The organism is Granulicella aggregans, assembly GCF_014203275.1.
Lineage (GTDB): Bacteria > Acidobacteriota > Terriglobia > Terriglobales > Acidobacteriaceae > Edaphobacter.
Genome location: NZ_JACHIP010000005.1, coordinates 629,212 through 647,134 on the forward strand (window position 1 = coordinate 629,212; position 17,923 = coordinate 647,134).

The following is a 17,923-nucleotide window of genomic DNA, read 5'->3' on the forward strand; positions in this document are numbered from 1 at the left end:
GGTAGGATTGACCCACCGAAGGATCTTGAACTGGTATGAGCAATGCATCCGTTGACCACCACCCGGAGCTGGAAGCTTCGTCCAGCACACTATGGGATGGTGACCCTCGGTATCTGCTTCTTCAGCGCATCCTTGCAGCGCCGGACTTTGTGCGTTCCCCGCAGCTCTCCAAGTTCCTTCTATACGTCTGCAATGCGACTTTCGAGGGGCGTGAGCAGAACCTGAGCGAGCAGCATATCGGCGTCGAAGTCTTCGGGCGTGAGCCCAACTACGACTCGGCTGCGGATACGATCGTCCGCTCCCATGCGCTCCGTCTGCGGCGCAGGCTCGAACAATACTTCCAGAGGGCCGGGCAGCAAGAGCCGATGCACCTCGTCATCCCTCGCGGTGGGTACGTTCCTTTATTCATCCCGAGGCTGGCTGCTCCGGATCAAGTCGCTCCTAACCCTGTCGCCAACCCCGACGGCATCCGACCCGAGATAGACGAGAGCCACGATGCGAACGGCGAGGAAGTTCCGAACTTCATCGCGATCGCCGAGCAATCGTCGAATTCTCGAGCGCTTGCAGAGAGCGAAGACCCTGCCGGGTCATCTTCACGCACTCTGCGCGGGTACCGAGTTGCGATCGCAAGTTTGGCCCTGATTTGCGTGGGTCTGGTTGGCGTAATGGCGATGCACCTGCGGACCCATCTCCCGGTAACGCGGCATCATCTTTTATGGAGCCGGCTATTCACGGAAGATGAGCCTACACAGATCGTTCTCGGCGATTCGGGCCTGGTTCTCTTTCACGCTGTTGCTCGCGAGTACGTGAGTCTTCATGACTATCTCAGCGGCGATGTCAGCAAGCAGATGCCCTCCATCGCCCATGTCGATCCCGACTTCGCGCAGTTCCTCTTACATCGCAGGTACACGTCGATGGTGGATGCCACAACGCTCACTCATCTGCTACGTCTGCCCGAGGCGGTGCCCGACCGGACATTGGTTCACTACAGCCGGGATATGCACCTCAACGACTTCAAGACAGGCAACGTCATCATGGTTGGCGCGCAGGAGGCCGTACCGTGGGTGGAACTTTTCGAAACGCATATGGACTTCCGCTTCAGCATTGAGAATGCGGATAAACACGCTTCCTTTATCAATCGGCACCCGATGCTTGGCGAGGCAACGGAGTATAGCTCAGTTTCGATTTCAACTAAGGGCAAGGTTTACTCGGTCGTGGCGTTTCTTCCAAATTTGAGCGGTACTGGAAATGTGTTGATCCTGGAAGGGCTATCTATGGCCGGTACAGAAGCAGCCGTGGACCTAGTTATGGACGATGATCGGTTAATCCCGATCTTAAACAAAGCTCGAAAACCAGATGGATCGATCTACCACTTCGAGATGTTGCTTGAGAGCGAAGGTCTGGGCGAGGGCGCCGGGCCAGCCCGGGTTGTGGCTATGCATACGCATGACTGACGCTCGCCCTGAGGGCACAACCTTCTCCTTCAACAGCAAACCAGCTAATTTCCCGGAGCGTGCCAGTCGCCAATGCGCCTTCGATCTGGTTGGGAACTTGGGTTGGCCTGTTAGCGGCAGTTGGGAAACGGACTTACCGTTCCTAAGGGTGGCGGCAAAGGCGAATCGCCCCTGCCACCTGTTGGCCCATGGGAACGGCGCGTCTGGCTAAACTAAGCCGGTCATATTCGGTTGACCATTCGAGGCAGTAATACCCCCATCGACCGGCAGATTCACTCCGTTCACGAACGCCGCATCTTCGCTTGCGAGAAATGCAATCACGCTCGCCACCTCTTCCGGCTTCGCGCCGCGCCCGATAGGAAGCCGGTCCTTGAATTTCGCGACGAGAGGTTCGTTATTTTCGAAGTCTGCCGTCATCTCGGTCGAGGTCAGGCTGGGATTGACGGCATTGATACGAACCCCCTGCGACCCTAACTCCAGCGCGAGCGCACGGGTCAGATTCGTGACCGCACCCTTCGCAGCATTGTAAATACTGCCGCCCCAATCACCGCCGAGCCCCGAGACCGAAGAGACATTCACGATGGAACCCTTCGTCATCAATAGATGAGGGAGAGCGGCTCGGATCGCAAAGTACACGCCGTCCACATCAATGCTCATCACCTTGCGCCACTGCTCCGTCGTGCTCTCCAGGATGGGGCCGAACGCGGCGACGCCGGCGTTGTTCACGAGAACATCGACGCGTCCGAACTTCGCCACCGTGTCCCCCACTAATTTCGCGACATAGGTTTCATCGGAGATATCTCCATCGTGCAGCAGCACCCGCTTGGCGTCGATGCCACTCGCTGTCTCTGCCAGCTTGTCCTTACGGCGCCCATTGAGAACCACCAGCGCTCCCTCGGCGAGGAAGCGCTTCGCCGTTGCAGCTCCGATGCCTGAACCGGCGCCCGTCACAATCACTACTTTTCCTTCAAACCGATTCATGGTGTCTCCTATTGTTTGCTGCTAGCTCCTCTACCAGCCCCCGTTGGCGTCAATGATCTGACCCGTGGTGCATCCGTTGCCCGCAAGCACCAAGGAAATCGACGCAATCTACTCGACTTTGCCGAATCGCCCAGACGAAATGAGACTAGGCTTGATCCGGTCGTTCTCCCTCAACATGTCCGTTTCAGTCAGGGCCGGGGCGTCTCATTAATGGTAATACCTTCTTTTGTAAGAAGCATGGCGCGTCCATGCATCATGCCAATCAATCTCGGCTTGCAGCCATCTCAAAAATGATCTCTCCACCCGATACGAGGTCGAAATAGCTGATCTTGTACCCATTGACGCTGCGGCCGTTGAGGAGAATCTGTGTCACATATTTTCTCCCTTCTCCGGCACCTTTGGCGGCGATATGCAACCGCTTCCCAGTGGGAAGAAGTACGGTAACATCGTCAAACCTGGGCGAGCCGAACCAATACTCGGGAACTCCAGGAGTTACCTGGTAAAAGCCGAGAGCGCTAAGGACATACCATGCGCTCATCTGCCCGGCATCGTCGTTTCCAGCGAGACCATCGGGTGCATCTTTGTACTCGCTGTCCATTAGGGCGCGAACGTGCTGCTGTGTCTTTCCTGACGCTCCAGATGCGTCATACAGGTATGCGATGTGATGGCTTGGCTCGTTGCCATGATCGTAGAAGCCGCCGTCGAAGAGGCGGTCGAGCTTTGCGGTAAATGCCTTGTCGCCGCCTTCTGACTCGATGAGGCCCGGGACATCTTGGGGAACAAAGAAGGTGTACTGCCACGGCAAACCTTCGGTTATCCATGATTGCTTGCTTGCGGGATCGGATGGCGTGGTCCAGGTTCCATCCTTGTATCGGCCTCGGGCAAAACCCGTCGTCGGATTAAGAACTTTGCGCCAGTTCTGTCCGCGCCGCTGAAAGAGCCTCGCATCGTCCATCTTTCCTAATGCAGCGGCCAACGTGCCGATCATGGCATCGTCGTAGGCATACTCCAGTGTGCGCGAGATTTGCTCATCCTTGTGGAACGCTTCGGGGATGTGGTCTTCGAGTGGGATGTATCCAAGTTTCAGATAGGAGTCCAAGCCTCGTCGCCCCTTGCCATCTTTGCCCTCTTCCGGAGAAGGAACCGACACAGCATTCTTTCGTATGAGAGAGTAGGCCGCATCGATGTCGAAACCACGCAGCCCTTTCTTGTAGGCGTCGATGATGGTGACCGAGGAGTGGTCGCCAACCATCTCTGAGGTGTAGCTATTCCAGGCCGGGAAGATGGGAAGATAGCCTCCCTGTTGACCTTTGAGAATCAACGATCGAACCATATCGACCTCCCGATCGGGATCGAGAATAGTCAGCATCGGGTGCTGAGCGCGGAAGGTGTCCCACATGGAGAAGTCATCGTAATAGACGAAACCTCCCGCGTGTTCGACCTCGCCCTTTCCCGCGAAACGAGGGTAGCTGCCATCAACATCGCTGAAGGTTCGCGGGTGCAACAGAGCATGATAGAGCGCGGTATAGAAGACGTCCCTCGCCGGGATGTCATCCTTCACTTCGATCCGGGACAACTCACTCTCCCATGCAGCCTTGGCCCTCGCCTCGACCGCATCGAAGTTCCAATCGGCGATCTCGGCGCGCAGGTTCTTGCGAGCCTCATCTACGCTGACGAAGGACGTGCCGATGCGCACCACGATCGTCTCGCCAGCCCGCATCGCCGGAAAGCGAACATACGTGCCGAAGCCGGGGCGAGTACTTACGGTGGGGAGACTCGCGGCCGCCTTTGCCGCTCCACCAGTTGTAGTCGCAACCTTCGCGACCGGCAACACACCGAGAGGCAGACCATCACCGTGCTGCTCCGCAATGCCCTTGCGAATATTAACTCCCGACCAGGCCCCCTCTGCCGTAAAGCTACGGCTGAATTCGACCACGAAGTAGCTGCTGAAGCCCGCAAGCTTCCCACTTCCGGCGTACTCTCGCCTCACCGGAACTTCGCCCGTTACCTCCTGCGCCTTGTGGTCTACACGAACCCAGCCGTCGCCACCGCGAGCGTTGTTCTCAATCACAATGGAGCCGTCGCCCTCATGCTGCGCTGTGAACCGCATCATTCCCGATCGTGTTGTTCCCGTGATCTCAGCAAGGACACCCGCATCCGCAAGATCCACCTTGTAGGAATAGGGCGTCGCACGTTCGCTGGCGCGAGCGAAATGGGACGCTCGATCAACTGCCGAGGTCTTCAGCGCTCCCAGCGAGGGCATGAGCGTTACGCTGCCGTAGTCAGGCACGCAGCTGCCGCTAAGAAAGTGAGAGCCGCGAAACCCCTGAATCATCGTGTCCGCAAAGTAGTACGGCGCTACGCATTTGATCTCCCCGGCGCGCGTCTGTGGAGTCCAGTGGGTCATCGCGAAGGGAACGCCTGTCGCTGGATAGGTCTGGCCCTCGTTCGCCGTGCCTACCAAGGGGTGGACGTAATCCACCGCACGGCTCTGTCCAAACAAAGAGGACGTCGGAGTGAGTGCAACGAGTAAGAGAAAGATACAAACTTTCATCGACACGCCTTTAGGAAGGAAGCGGTAAGGACAAGCAGGCTACTTCGAGAGGCGCAGGATCACAGAACCATGCCGGGGAATGGTGAAATGTGTCGAGTCGTCGATAGGGCCAAGTTCCTTCGCCGCCCACACATCCCGCGCACTCCAGCCCCTGAACGCGCCTGCCTGTTCCAGATGTAGCGAGATGCCGCGCAGGTAGCAGCGTTGTTCGCCAAAGTTGAAGATTGCAAGAGCACTTCCACCATCGGCTAGAGGACGAGCCCATATCTCGATCGGGCCTTCGGCGTAGATACGATCCGCCTGCTTCCCAAGCGTGTCCTGATCGATTGCGAGTATCTCGCGATTCGTCAAGATGGCCTTGATATCGGGCGTAAGTTGCGAGAGATTGTTCCCTGCCAGCAGAGGCGCGGCCAGCATCGCCCACATGCCCATGTGCGTGTGATTCTCATCGAGGGTGAGCTTGCCGTTACCCACCTCGAGCATGTCCGGATCGTTCCAATGACCGGGAGCGGCGTAGCGAGCGAGACCTGCTTGCTCGCGGCCTATGAGCGAGATGCGATCGAAGGTGGGTGTGATGTCGCCCGTCGTGCGCCAGAGATTGGCGCCTACCTCCGGCCCCCACTGCCACACGGAATCGAAGCCGTATTGGCAGAGGCTATACACGATAGGCCGACCAGTCTTGAGGAGCGCCTGGTGCATTTTCTCGTAGGCGTCACGCATCATCTTGTACTGGAGGTGCATGGCCTCCGGGCTATCGCCCGGATGTTCCTTGCGCATTACACCGTTGTGAAAACTGCACAGATCGTACTTGAGATAGTCGATGCCCCAAGAGGCGTAGAGCTGGGCATCCTGCTCTTCGTGCCCGAGGCTGCCTTCAAATCGCGCGCATGTCTTGGGTCCGGGGGAGCTATAGATGCCGAGCTTCAGCCCCTTGCTATGCACGTAGTCCGAGAGCGCCTTCATGTCTGGGAACTTGTCGTTGCTGTGCAAATTGCCCGCTTCGTCGCGGGTGCCCTGCCAGGCGTCATCGATGTTGACGTAGACGTAGCCGGCATCGCGCATGCCTGAGGAGACCAGCAGGTCCGCAGCCTGACGAACATCCTTGTCCGTCACCTTTTCGGCGAACCAGTTCCAGGAGTTCCACCCCATGGGTGGCGTCGCCGCAAGTTTGACTTGTGCTGACGCGAAGGACGACAGGAGAGCGAGCGCGAGAAGTGCTGCCATTCGTGAAGGCATAATTTTCCTAGCGAATCAATGTGGCGGGTAGACCGGGGCGAGCCGATTTCCCTTTGAAGTTTTCGAGCTTGAGCCCGGTCACATGCTCAGCTTCGAGCGCGTAGCTGAAGTAGTCGGCATGATGAACGCCCCAACTGGCGCTGCAGTTTCGAAGCACCGCGCCCTGCACGTTACGTAGAAAGAAGGCAGGCGTATCGTGCTTCTCCAAGCCTCCGGGTTCGTGCATGGGATCATCGGCCCGCGTGGGCCTGTTGTCGAACATGCCGCCCGGATATTGTGTCCAACGATCGATCTCCACCGAGCAATCTTCCAGCAGCACGTTCTTCACAGGCTGTTCCGGATTAGCGTCGATGCGGAAGCTATTCTCGGCAACACCGCGCACGTTCTTGAAACGCACGTTGCTCAACGACCCCGTCTTCCCGTCCTTGATCCTGGGCCACACCGTTACTGATGCAGCTTCTCCCCAGCCCCACCAACGGGCCGCGTGATGTTGTGCCAGGAAGTCGATGTCGCGAAACTCTACGTTCTCGATGTTGCCTGGCTGGCGATGCGTGATCGTCGGTCCGCGACCGCCGGAGACGATGCGGCAGCGCTCGAAGAGAATCTTCGAGATATCGCCGAAGGTCTCCGTCCCAATCTTCAGGCCGCTGTCCCGGCAGACGACCGAGCAGTCGCTCACCGTGATGTTATGTGAGACCCCATAGTCTTCGTCGCCCGTCTGCTGGCTGGTCTTGATGACGATGCCGTCATCCGCGCAGACCAGGTCGCAGTTTTTGATCTCCATGTCACGGCAGCGGTCGGGATCCATGCCATCGCAGTTCGGTACATCGAGATAGTTGCGAACGCGAACCCCGTCGACCAGTACGTGCTCACAGCCAAGTGTGTGCAGGCCCCACTCCGGCGAGTGCCCGAATGATATTCCGGAGATCTCAAGCCCCTTGCAGCCAATCAGATGAAACATCCTCGGCCTGAAAGGAAGGGGCTCCCAGCGTTCATGAACCGGCGAGTAGTTGCCCATGAACTTCATGCCTTGTCCATCGACATGTCCAGTGCCCGTTATAGACAGATTGATTGCGCTGTCCGCATTGATGACACCCCTGTTCTTCTTAAACCCGTAGTGCGCGGCCTCAGGACTGGCAAGTAGGACCGCATCGTCAGCGAGATGAAAATTGACGTTGCTCTTCAGCATCAACGCTCCAATCAAAAAACGCTTGCCGCCGGGCACAACGACGCGGCCGCCGCCTGCCGCCGATATCTGGTCGATGGCCTGCTGAATAGCTGGGCTATCGAGCGTTACGCCGTCACCGATCGCTCCCAGAGAGAGCACGTTGATCTCGCGCGCAGGCGTTGATTGCGCGAACGAAGGTAGCCAGTTGAGTCCGGCGATCGAGAGAGAACTGAAGAGGAAGGATCTGCGCGTTGCCATGGTTATCCTGACGTTCGAAAGATGGGCTACGGTGTCAGCTCTAGAAGAATGCAGCTGTGCGCGGGGAGTGTCACATTGATCGAGTCCGAGCGCCCGCGATCTTCATTCGACCATAGCTCCCTGCTCTTATAACTGATAGCTGGCAAGTTGTAGAAGCTGTAGGTGCGCTTGATCGTCTTATCCCTATCGTTCAGGTTGAAGAGAGCAAGATAGCGAACATCGCCTTTGCCTGCAGCCGTCCACGCAACCGTGTCTCCTTCGCGAGCCACCTGGCGTTGATCGCGCGCGTACTGGTTCACATCGAGGACATCGCGGTTGGTGAGGAGACTTGTTGTCCAATCATCGAGCTTCGTAAGGTTGGCCCCAATAATCAACGGCGAACGCATTACTGCCCACAGCGTGAACATTGTTTTTTGCTCGTCTCGCGTTAAGCGCGTCTGGCGAGCCTCTCCGTCACCAGGCTGTGGGCCAAGATAACCAATGGGAAGCATGTCGGCATCGGGCCATGCACCGTCATGAGCGTAGGGTGTCCACGCGGCAGCAAGCTCGAACTGATCATGCACACTGCGCGGCGCATGCCTGGCATTCTTCCAGTAGTCCCAGAGGTCATCGGAGATGCGCCACGTCTGCGCATAGGGAGTCAACTCTTGTGCGATCCCCGGCGAAACGGGGCCAGGTGAAAGGCTGAGAACGATAGATCGGCCAGTCTTTACGATGGCGTTGTGGATCATCCGAATCTCGGAGGGCCGGTACGGGTGGTCAGAGATGCAGTCGACCTTGATGAAGTCCACTCCCCAACCTGCGTACTGGGCCATCAGAGAGTCGTACCATGCCTGTCCGGCCGGCGTATTTCGAACACCCCAATTCGTCGGGTCCCATGGGCAGGGATCGCTGGCGTCAGCGACATCGCTCGCATGGAATTGGCTATTCGCAACGGGCGTGTTTTGCTTTAATGCCTCGCGCGGAATACCGCGAACAATGTGGATACCGAACTTCAGTCCCTGTGAGTGTACGTAGTCCCCAATTACGCGGAACCCCTGATTCTTGTCGTCGACGATGGCGGAAGGAAAGCGCTCTGGGACAGGGTTATATCGGCCATTCGCATCGATCTCGTAGGCGACCTTGTCGGGCGTCTTCAGGTCGAGAGGATTCTTAAGGAACCAACCTTCGTCGATAACAGCGTACTGCCAGCCGTAAGGCTTCAGCGTCCTAGCCATCACGTCCACGTTATCGCGAAACTGTGGTTCGGTGATGGTCAAGCCATAGGCGTCCCAGCTATTCCAGCCTAGAGGCGGATGAGGGGCAAGATCTGCCGGAGCCTGTGCGGCAGACGAGAGGAGCGACCCCAGAGACAAGGTAGATAAAAGAACGAGCCAAAGACGCAACAAGATCTCCTCGTAATGCAATACCAGGGGAAGAAAAACCCAGCGTGCATGGATTCGCGCACGCTGGGTATTGGGAAAGAGTTAGAAGGTGATCTTCGCGGCGATCTGGAGCAGGCGAGCGTCGTTGGCCGTAGCAGTGATGCGTCCAAAGGTCGAGCTCGAACTGATCGCCGTGTTGGGGTTGGCATAGTTGGGATGATTGAGCACGTTGAAAGCCTCTCCACGAAGTTCAAGCTGCGCGCGCTCGTAGATCGGGAAGTGCTTGCTGATGGCTGCATCGACATTGGCGAAGCCAGGGCCTCGCGCCTGCAGTGGAGCTTCGTTCCCGAAGGTACCGAGAGGCTGCAGAGCGTATGCGGCAGAGTTGATCCACAGCGGCTTCACTCCAGTAGCGGGGAAGAGGTTCTTGGAGTAGAGCTTCTGTCCCGCAACGATGTTCGGCCGGTCCTGACCAATCGCGGTAAGCGAGCGGTCCGTGCCATCGGTCACGGTGTAGGGCATGCCTGTGCGATAGGTGATCAACGGGCTGAGTTGCCACGCACCCAGAGCGTAGTTCAAAGCATGCTGGCGGAGCTTCGGTGAGGTTGCCACACCCGAGATCGTGAGGTTATGCGTCGTGTCGAAGTTGCAATTACCGTACTCTGCTGAATGGTTGTTAGGGTTCTGGGCAGGAGGCGTGTTGTCGCCCGTATAGTTCATGTTCGAGAGGCAGTGCGACCAGGTGTAGTTCGCCAACACGGAGAAGTTGTTCGCGAAGCGGTGATTGACCGTCGCGATCACGCCGTTGAAGTTGGCCATGCCGTAGTCCGATGTACCGCTGAACGCACCATAGCGAGTTCCCGCCGTCGTGTTGTTGGCGATCGCCGCGCGGTAAAGGATATAGCGTTGCGACGTGTTGTTCGTCGTCGCCGCCGCACCCGTTGGCGTCGCTGCCGGCGTCGCGTAGTTATATGGCTGGAAGCCCCATAGATGAATTGTGCTTGTGCCGATGTAGCTCAACGAGGCAAGCCAGTTCGCAGAGACTTGATTCTGATAGCTGAAGTTGTACTGGTGCATATACGTTCTGCGAAGGTCGCTCGGGTAGTACCCGGTTGAAACGTTCTTTGCGGGAAACGCAGCAGTGCTAGGGGCTGGATACTGGGTCGGGTAAGGATTCCCGCCAGTGATCTTCTTCCATGGATCATCGAACGACTTCACCGTATCCGTCTCATTCGTGGAGTTATCCACGGTGAAGGCCTGGGCAGAGGCATTCGGGGAGTTTCCTGGGAAGCCCGAATCATAGTAGAGCTCAGGGGCCTCGAAGGTCAGCGTGTAGGAACCACGGATGCTTGACTTCCCGTTGCCCTGAGGATCGAAGGCGAAGCCAAAACGGGGGGAAAAATTAGTGTAGCGGGAGTTGACGAAGCCGGGCTTCACGCCCTTGTCTCCGTAGAAGACGATTCCGGCAGGGGCATTCGTGTATATGCTCGAAACCGTGTTCGAAGCGAAGGCCGTTGGGCTGAACTCGCCACCGATGTTGTTCTTCTCGTACTCCGGGAACCATGGCTCCCAACGAAGACCTGCGTTAATGGTCAGGTTCTTCGTCGCGTGCCAGGTGTCCTGCGCATAGTAGCCGAAGTAGTTATAGCGGAGATGCGCCGCCGCACCTGGGCCGTAAGCCTGGGAGAAGGTGTTGGGCGCGCCCAGAAGAAGGTCTGCCAGACCAAGACCAGAGTACGAAGCATTGAAGGTGAATTGGCCGTTTTCGGTATTGATACCGCCAAGGTTTAGCTCTTCGTGGATGTAGTCGAAGCCGAGCTGCAGGAAGTGGCTTCCTTTCTGGATCGAGACATCGTCCGCCACCTGGTAGTGGTTCGTGACGTAGTGGGTCGGGGCACAGCTTCCGCAAGAGGCCGTAAAGGCTCCGCTGACGTTCAGATAGATATAGTTGGGAACCGACGAAAAGACATTCGAGCCGAGTGTTGCGGGAGAGATGAGGTCTCCCGGTGCCCCACGGGCGATCGCGAGGCGAGTGACCGTTCCACGCAGGGCGTTGGAGATGTTCGGCGAGATGACGTAGTTGTCTCCAAGCGTAAGGTACTTACCGCGGTCCTTAAGGCCAGGATTGATGGCGTTAAGCAGATTTCCGTTGAAGAGCGACTTCTGGTAGTAGTTCGTCAGGAAGTAGCGCGCGAAGACGCTGTGGCGGGAGTTCAGGTTGTAGTCCAGCCGGCCGATCCACTGGTTCTCATCCTGCGGTGCTGGTACGGCATATGAAACAAGGCCAGCCGCGTTCTGTGTCTGGGCGACCGGCAGGTATTTCGTCAGAGCCACAGCCGCCGGACTGAATAGAGCCGGGTCAATCGTCGCCGTGCAGGCTGTCGCGTTGTAGTTGAAACCCGCCGAGGCAAGCAACGTTGGGCAGGTGTTCGAAGCGCTTTGGCTCCGCTGATACTGGAGATAGGGCGTGAAGTTGCCGGCGAGCATGTCAGTCGTCGGCACAAAAGACGACGTCGTAGCCGGCGCGATGCGCAATGCCGTGCGCTGATAACCGCCAAAGAAGAACAGCTTGTCGTGGAGGATCGGCCCACCGAAGTATCCGCCAAACTGGTTGCGTTTCAGGTCCGTGTAGCCGTTGATACGGTTGTTCGCGTTCGCGTAGCTGTTGCGGAGGAACTCGAAGACGCCACCATGCCACTGGTTGCTGCCGGACTTCGTGACGATGTTGACCGCCGCGCTGGGATGTACGCCATATTGAGCGGACATGCCGGTCGTCTGAACGCTGAACTCCTGCAGCACGTCCGGGAAAGGAAAAGGCATATTCACGTTCGAGAACGAGTCGTTGTGATCGCCGCCATCCAGCAGGTAGTTGATCTGGTTGCCCTGACCGCCGGCCACCGCGATGTTCAGGGCTCCGCCGATCGCGCTCGTCCCGGTGCTACCGTAGCTTTTGGTGCTGGTCATGTTGCCGTTGACCGTCGGGGCCGACGCTCCAGAGAGAAGCACAAGGTTAGCCGCGTTGCGGCCGTTGAGCGGCAGATCCACAACGCGGCTCTGGTCGACAACGGTCGAGATGGAGGCATCGTCGCTTTGGACCTGGCTCGCCGTTGCGTCCACCGTGACGGTGGTGTCCGTCGAACCGACTGTCAGCGGAGCATCCACCTCGGCGTCGTTCGAAACCTCGAGAACGACGCCGGTCCGGCTATACGTCTGAAAGCCCGGGGCGGTCACCTTCACCGTATAGGCACCCACGGGCAGATTGGCGAGGACGTAGTCCCCGGTGGCGGAGGTGACTGCGGTGGCCGTCGCTCCCGAAGCGGTCTGGGTGGCAACCACGGACGCGCCGGGTACGACGGCTCCGGTGTTGTCGGTAATCGTTCCGTGCATCTTGGCCGACGAAACAGCTTGGGCAAAGAGCGCCGACGATGGCAGGAAGGCCGTCGAAATTGCAATTGCGGCACCGGTGCATGTCGTAAAGACTTTTTGCCGCGCCGGCCGGATCAAGTTGTGTAAATCAATGTTCATTTGTTGCCTCCGAAGTGTTTCGCGAGGGATACGTTTACTCGTATCTCTCAATCTCACAAGACCATCGCAAACCGGCCCAATCCTTGCTGCCTTCCCCTCGTGCCCTCTTGGCGCAAAGCTCGGGAAAGATTCATTGATGATGCGCATGAACAAGTTCTTCCAGCCCCCGAAGCTTCCGGGCCTGCGATAACGGGTTGCAAGTGAATTTACGGTAAGGGGGCGCATCCCTTACGCCAAAATGGCGGCCTTTACCGCCATGCCTGAGGCAAATAAAGCCAGTTAACAGCTCAAGTCTTCACCGTGAGACAGGCGGTTTTCTGGGCTTTCCCGCCAGAATGCTATACTTTTCTCGCTGAGCCGGATGCAAACGACAGAAATCAATCCGCCTGAAATCTTGTTTCATCCATCCAAAATGGAATGGGATAGGCTACTAGGCCGGGTGCTTGAGAGCACCCCGTTCCGCCGCTCAGCCCGGCTCCGCGACTTTCTTATCTACGTCGGGAACGAAGCGATCCTGCACGGTACTGACGATCTTCACGAGCAACAGATCGGCACGGCGGTCTTCGGACGCTCGCCCTCCTACGACACCTCGCAGGACAATATTGTCCGCGTAAATGCGATGGAGTTGCGGAAGCGAATCGACCTGTACTTCGCAAACGAAGGCCAGAACGAACCCGTCATCTTCGAAATCCCTCGCGGAAGCTACAGCCCAATCTTCCGCTTGCGGCGTGACGATGCCAGGGAAGTTTCACCCGATAGAGAATTCGCTATCGACGATCACCCGGTCGCAACTCCCCTTCCAATGGGAGAGACTCTTTCGCCAGAAGTGCCGGCAGTCACTCCTTCGAAATTGTCGTTAGTTGCCCGGGCGCTTCAGAGCCCCATCTCGGGAATTCTTGCCGCCATCATCGTCTGTCTGTCAGTCTGGCTGATCGCCGAAATCAGGATCAACGAGAAGACTCAAGTCCAACTCCACAAATGGCAGAGCGCTCCAGCCCTTCGCGCCTTCTGGGGTAATTTCTTCGGAAGGAATCTTCCACCAGAGATCGTCCTTGCAGACTCGTCTTTCGGCTTGGCCCAGGATGTCCTTCACAAGAAGCTCTCTCTGGCGGAGTATCTGGACTACACCTACAGAGCGGCGCAATCCCCTGAAACCCTGACCAATGATGCGCGTGAACAGGAGCGCAAAGATCTCTCCGCTGTCTTCAATCACAGCTCCGGAAGCATAGGAGACTTTCGTGTTGCGCGCCGGATTACAGAGCTGGAGACCGGCGACGACGGCACCCGCCTCCTGTTTGCCAGAGAATACGCTGGCCATCGGCTGCGTTGGAACAACACCATCTTCGTCGGCAGCAGCAGGTCCAATCCCTGGGTAGAACTCTTCGAAGATCGAATCGCGTACCACTTCAAAGAATCCGCAGACTCGACTCCGTCTTTCGTCACCGTCGATAGCCCGGTTGGAAATGAGCAGGCCCAGTACCCTATCTCCTCAGACTCTGGCACCAGAACGGCTTACTGCGTGATCGTATTCCTGCCGAATCCGACAAACACCGGGAGCACCCTGATCCTCTCCGGAACAGATTCGCAGGCGACCGAGGCAGGTGGAGACTTCCTGACCAGCGAGGAAAATCTGGAGAAGCTACAGGCTCTGTTCCAACAAAAAACATTCCCTTACTTCCAGATCCTGCTGCGCATTTCGCGCTCCAACGGAACTCCGCTCGGTTCTGAAATCATCTCCTATCGAATCGTAAAGAGTAGTGGCCATCAGCATTAATGTTTGCCAGGATGATCAGTGAATTTCCGTAACCGTCGTGGTTCCCTTCTTTATGTCCAGTGCCCAGGGCCTTGGCGAAGGCAAATGGATCTCACCGTTCCCAATCTGCAGAGGCATCCAGATGTATCGGCTGTCCGGCAGGTTCTTCGGATTCCACCGGTCGCCTACATAAATCACGCTCGTCGCTTCCCTTCCCTCGATCTTGATCAACATGCTTGATTGGGAGTCGTATGTATTCGCACTAGGAGGTGCAATGTCCTTGAACTCCGTCCACGGGCCATTGAGACTCTTCGCGGTTGCGTAGACGTTCGGATTCGGGGCCCAACCTGTCAGGTGAGATCCGATCACGTAATAGAGCCCCTTGTAGTGCACCAATGCCCCGCCCTCGAGTGGGGCTTGCACGAAGCTGACTAGCTTCTCCACGTTCATGGAATCATCTGAGAGCTTCGCGATGAAGAAGCCTTTGGTTGGTCGCGACTCAAAAATCAGGTAGGCGCTCCCATCATCATCGACGAACTGGCCAATATCGCGACTCTCCTCGTTCAACGGACGGAAGCTACGGACATAGGTGTAATTTCCATCGACCGTGTCGCTCACGGCTACCGCCACCCTCGCGACCTTATAGCCCGGCCCGTCAAGATGCATATACATCACAAATTTATGGGTCTTCTTGTTGAAAAAGACTTTCGGTCGTTCGAGTATCCAAGTGCCCAAATGCTCCGGGTCACTTTGCTTCAGCACCTGATTACGAAATTTCCAATGCACTAGATCGCGTGAAGAATAGCAGGCAACATATCGCTTGTCGGGATCATTGGAGGGTGTGCGGTCTTCGCCAAACCAATAGTAAGTGGCCTCGACTTTTATTATCCCTCCCCCATGTGCCTCAATCGGCAGTCCACGCTCATCTAGCCATACGCCACCGGGACGAACCAGGTCGTCCTGGGCCACTGCCGGACCCGATAGGGCGGCGTACATCAGGCCGATGCCTATCGCGACCGCGACCGCACGAGCAATAGGACTCCTACGCGCACTCCGCTGGATCGAATACACCGCAATCCCTGCGCCATGCGCCGCCCCTTGCGCAGCACGAGCCTGCCCATCGACCATTCCTCGTAAACTCGCGACCTGCTCATCAGCAAAGATCACATCTATCTCCATAGCGTTTGTTGCGAGTATGCCCGCAAGATTGACGACCTACCAATAATAAGTTGCAACTACATCAGCCTTGTCCGGCGATTTATTGATGACAGTCGTATTCAGTACGATCTCTTCTTTTCCCAACCTTTTGGCGAGCATCAGCAAATCAATCGCCTCCGAGTTCGTCAGAAACTCGCCGGCAGCGCGGATGACCGCTTGGGCGATCTTCACCACCACAACTAGGATGTAATCCCCGCGCCGTGCGACCGTCAACTGAATTCCGACGACTTCACATCCTATGGTCAACTCTGACGAAGGACCGCTACCGCAACGGGCAGCCTCGATGACGGCATCTTGCGTCTTACGCTCTGAGAACGCTTGTTGCTTGATGACGGGCCACACGGGATATCCGGAGAAGGACACCATTTTCGGATCCCGTAACTCGATCAGACCGAATCTTCTCTCCGAAGAACCATTTCTTCACCAAGCATTTTTGTTAAGGTGTTCCGCACTCTCAATTAGTTGTAGCGACCGTCCCTGGGGGACTGCAATCGAGATGGACAATCGACGAGGTTTGCATGATCAATGATCTTTGGTACAAGAATGCGGTAATTTACTGTGTCTCGGTGTCGACGTATCTGGACACGAACGGCGATGGCATCGGCGACTTTCAGGGGCTTATGCGGCGGCTCGACTACCTGCAGGGACTCGGCGTGACGGCTCTTTGGCTGATGCCCTTTCAACCTTCACCGGGCCGCGACGATGGCTACGATGTAGCAGACTACTACGGCGTCGATCCTCGCTATGGAACACTAGGCGACTTTGTCGAGTTCACCCACGGATGCAAGCAGCGCGGCATGCGGGTTTTGATCGACCTTGTGGTGAATCACACCTCAGATCAGCACCCGTGGTTTCAGGCAGCCCGCAGCAATCCAAATTCAAAGTATCGCGACTGGTACGTCTGGTCGAAGAAGAAGCCAAAGAACGCCGAGAAAGGAATCGTCTTTCCCGGCGTGCAGCGTTCGACATGGGACAAAGATGCCGTGGCCGGCGAATATTACTTTCATCGGTTTTACGAATTTCAGCCAGATCTCAATACCGCAAACCCGGAGGTCCAGGCCGAGATCCTGAAGATCATGGGTTTCTGGCTGCAGCTTGGCGTATCCGGCTTCCGCATGGATGCCGTGCCGTTCGTCATCGCAAGCAAAGGTGCCGATGTGGGTGAGAAGCCCGTGGAGCAGTACGATATGCTCCGTGAATTCAGCCAGTTCCTCACCTGGCGCGAAGGGGAGGCGATCATCCTCGCCGAGGCGAATGTGCTGCCCGGAACGGACATGAAGTATTTCGGCGAAGCGGGCGAGCGACTTCAGATGATGTTCAACTTCGATGTCAACCAGCATCTCTTCTATGCCTTGGCGAGTGCCGACGCCGGACCGCTGGTGGAGGCCATGAAAGACACCAAGCCAAGACCGGCCACCGCACAGTGGGGACAGTTCCTGCGCAATCATGATGAGCTGGACCTTGGCAGACTTGAAGAGAAGCAGAGACAAGCTGTCTTTGCCGCATTTGGACCCCAGCCGGAGATGCAGCTCTACGGGCGCGGGATACGGCGAAGACTGGCGCCTATGCTCGGCGGCGACCGACGACGTCTGGAACTGGCCTACAGCCTGATGCTGACACTTCCCGGAACGCCTGTCATTCGTTATGGCGACGAGATTGGCATGGGAGACGACCTGCGTCTTCCCGAACGTAACTGCGCCCGTACGCCAATGCAGTGGTCCACCGAGCCGAACGCCGGGTTCACGAAGAGCGAGCACCCCATTCTTCCAGTAATCGACCACGGACCGTATGGCTTTGAACATGTGAACGCAGCCGATCAACGGCGAGATCCAAACTCGTTGTTGAACTGGATGGAGCGCATGATCCGGATGCGCAAGGAGGTGCCGGAGATCGGGTGGGGCGACTTCCGCTTCGTGAGTACGGGGACAAAGACGGTACTCGCCATGGAATACGAGTGGCGCAACAACGCGGTCTTATGCCTGCACAATCTCGAAGGCGCGCCACGAGAGATACGGTTGACCTTGAAACACGATGGCGAAGGCTGTGTGCTGGTAAATCTGCTATCGGGCGACCATAGCGAACCGAATAAAAAAGGCAGACATACGATCCTGATGGAAGCCTATGGATACCGCTGGTTCCGCGTCTGCGGACTGGACTATCTGTTGAAGCGTGATGAAGTTTGACCTAAAGATGTAGACGCACTCCGAACGATCTCATCTAAGCCCAAAGAGGGAGGCTGATATGAAAGTTCTGATGGTCGGTGCGAATGGCAGGTTCGCGGGTATGGTCTTGCCGGAACTCAAGAGACGTGGCGCGATAGTGCGAGCGCTGATTCGCTCGCAGGAGTTCTAATCCGACGCGGAAGCGTGGTGCCGATGAATTGGCTATCGGCGATCTGAGCGACGAACCTAG

11 protein-coding genes are annotated in these 17,923 nt (G+C 57.1%); 3 read left to right on the top strand and 8 right to left on the bottom strand.

The window, feature by feature from the left end:
- Positions 1-35 precede the first annotated feature (35 nt).
- Complete coding sequence (locus HDF16_RS19630; protein WP_184220557.1) at positions 36-1,454, top strand: hypothetical protein; 1,419 nt, start codon at positions 36-38, stop codon at positions 1,452-1,454.
- Between the two features lie 207 nt (positions 1,455-1,661).
- Here the strand turns inward: HDF16_RS19630 and HDF16_RS19635 are convergent, their stop codons facing one another.
- From HDF16_RS19635 to HDF16_RS19660, 6 genes are all read right to left on the bottom strand, one after another.
- Positions 1,662-2,435, bottom strand: a complete 774-nt coding sequence (locus HDF16_RS19635) for an SDR family NAD(P)-dependent oxidoreductase (protein ID WP_184220560.1) — start codon at positions 2,433-2,435, stop codon at positions 1,662-1,664.
- A 262-nt stretch (positions 2,436-2,697) separates the two neighbouring features.
- Positions 2,698-4,989 carry a GH92 family glycosyl hydrolase gene (locus HDF16_RS19640; protein WP_184220563.1) on the bottom strand — a complete coding sequence of 764 codons (2,292 nt, stop codon included), beginning with the start codon at positions 4,987-4,989 and terminating at the stop codon, positions 2,698-2,700.
- Between the two features lie 39 nt (positions 4,990-5,028).
- Positions 5,029-6,225 (bottom strand): glycoside hydrolase family 27 protein, encoded by a 1,197-nt coding sequence (locus HDF16_RS19645; protein ID WP_184220567.1) that lies wholly within the window; start codon positions 6,223-6,225, stop codon positions 5,029-5,031.
- A gap of 7 nt (positions 6,226-6,232) precedes the next feature.
- Entirely contained in the window at positions 6,233-7,651 is a 1,419-nt protein-coding gene (locus HDF16_RS19650) for a glycoside hydrolase family 28 protein (protein ID WP_184220570.1), read from the bottom strand.
- Positions 7,652-7,677: 26 nt separating this feature from the next.
- Positions 7,678-9,036, bottom strand: coding sequence for a glycoside hydrolase family 27 protein (locus tag HDF16_RS19655; RefSeq protein ID WP_246409314.1), 1,359 nt, complete (start codon positions 9,034-9,036; stop codon positions 7,678-7,680).
- Between the two features lie 81 nt (positions 9,037-9,117).
- Complete coding sequence (locus tag HDF16_RS19660; RefSeq protein ID WP_184220573.1) at positions 9,118-12,540, bottom strand: TonB-dependent receptor; 3,423 nt, start codon at positions 12,538-12,540, stop codon at positions 9,118-9,120.
- 439 nt (positions 12,541-12,979) lie between these two features.
- On the opposite strand from HDF16_RS19660, the gene HDF16_RS19665 reads away from it, so the two are divergent.
- The gene (locus HDF16_RS19665; RefSeq protein WP_184220577.1) at positions 12,980-14,314 is read left to right on the top strand and encodes a hypothetical protein; all 1,335 of its coding nucleotides are present in this window, start codon (positions 12,980-12,982) and stop codon (positions 14,312-14,314) included.
- A 15-nt stretch (positions 14,315-14,329) separates the two neighbouring features.
- Here the strand turns inward: HDF16_RS19665 and HDF16_RS19670 are convergent, their stop codons facing one another.
- The gene (locus HDF16_RS19670) at positions 14,330-15,460 is read right to left on the bottom strand and encodes a family 43 glycosylhydrolase (protein ID WP_348641360.1); all 1,131 of its coding nucleotides are present in this window, start codon (positions 15,458-15,460) and stop codon (positions 14,330-14,332) included.
- 48 nt (positions 15,461-15,508) lie between these two features.
- Complete coding sequence (locus HDF16_RS19675) at positions 15,509-15,877, bottom strand: hypothetical protein (RefSeq protein WP_184220579.1); 369 nt, start codon at positions 15,875-15,877, stop codon at positions 15,509-15,511.
- Positions 15,878-16,029: 152 nt separating this feature from the next.
- Here HDF16_RS19675 and HDF16_RS19680 point away from each other — a divergent pair, with 152 nt between their 5' ends.
- Positions 16,030-17,694, top strand: coding sequence for an alpha-amylase family protein (locus HDF16_RS19680; RefSeq protein WP_184220582.1), 1,665 nt, complete (start codon positions 16,030-16,032; stop codon positions 17,692-17,694).
- Positions 17,695-17,923: the final 229 nt, after the last annotated feature.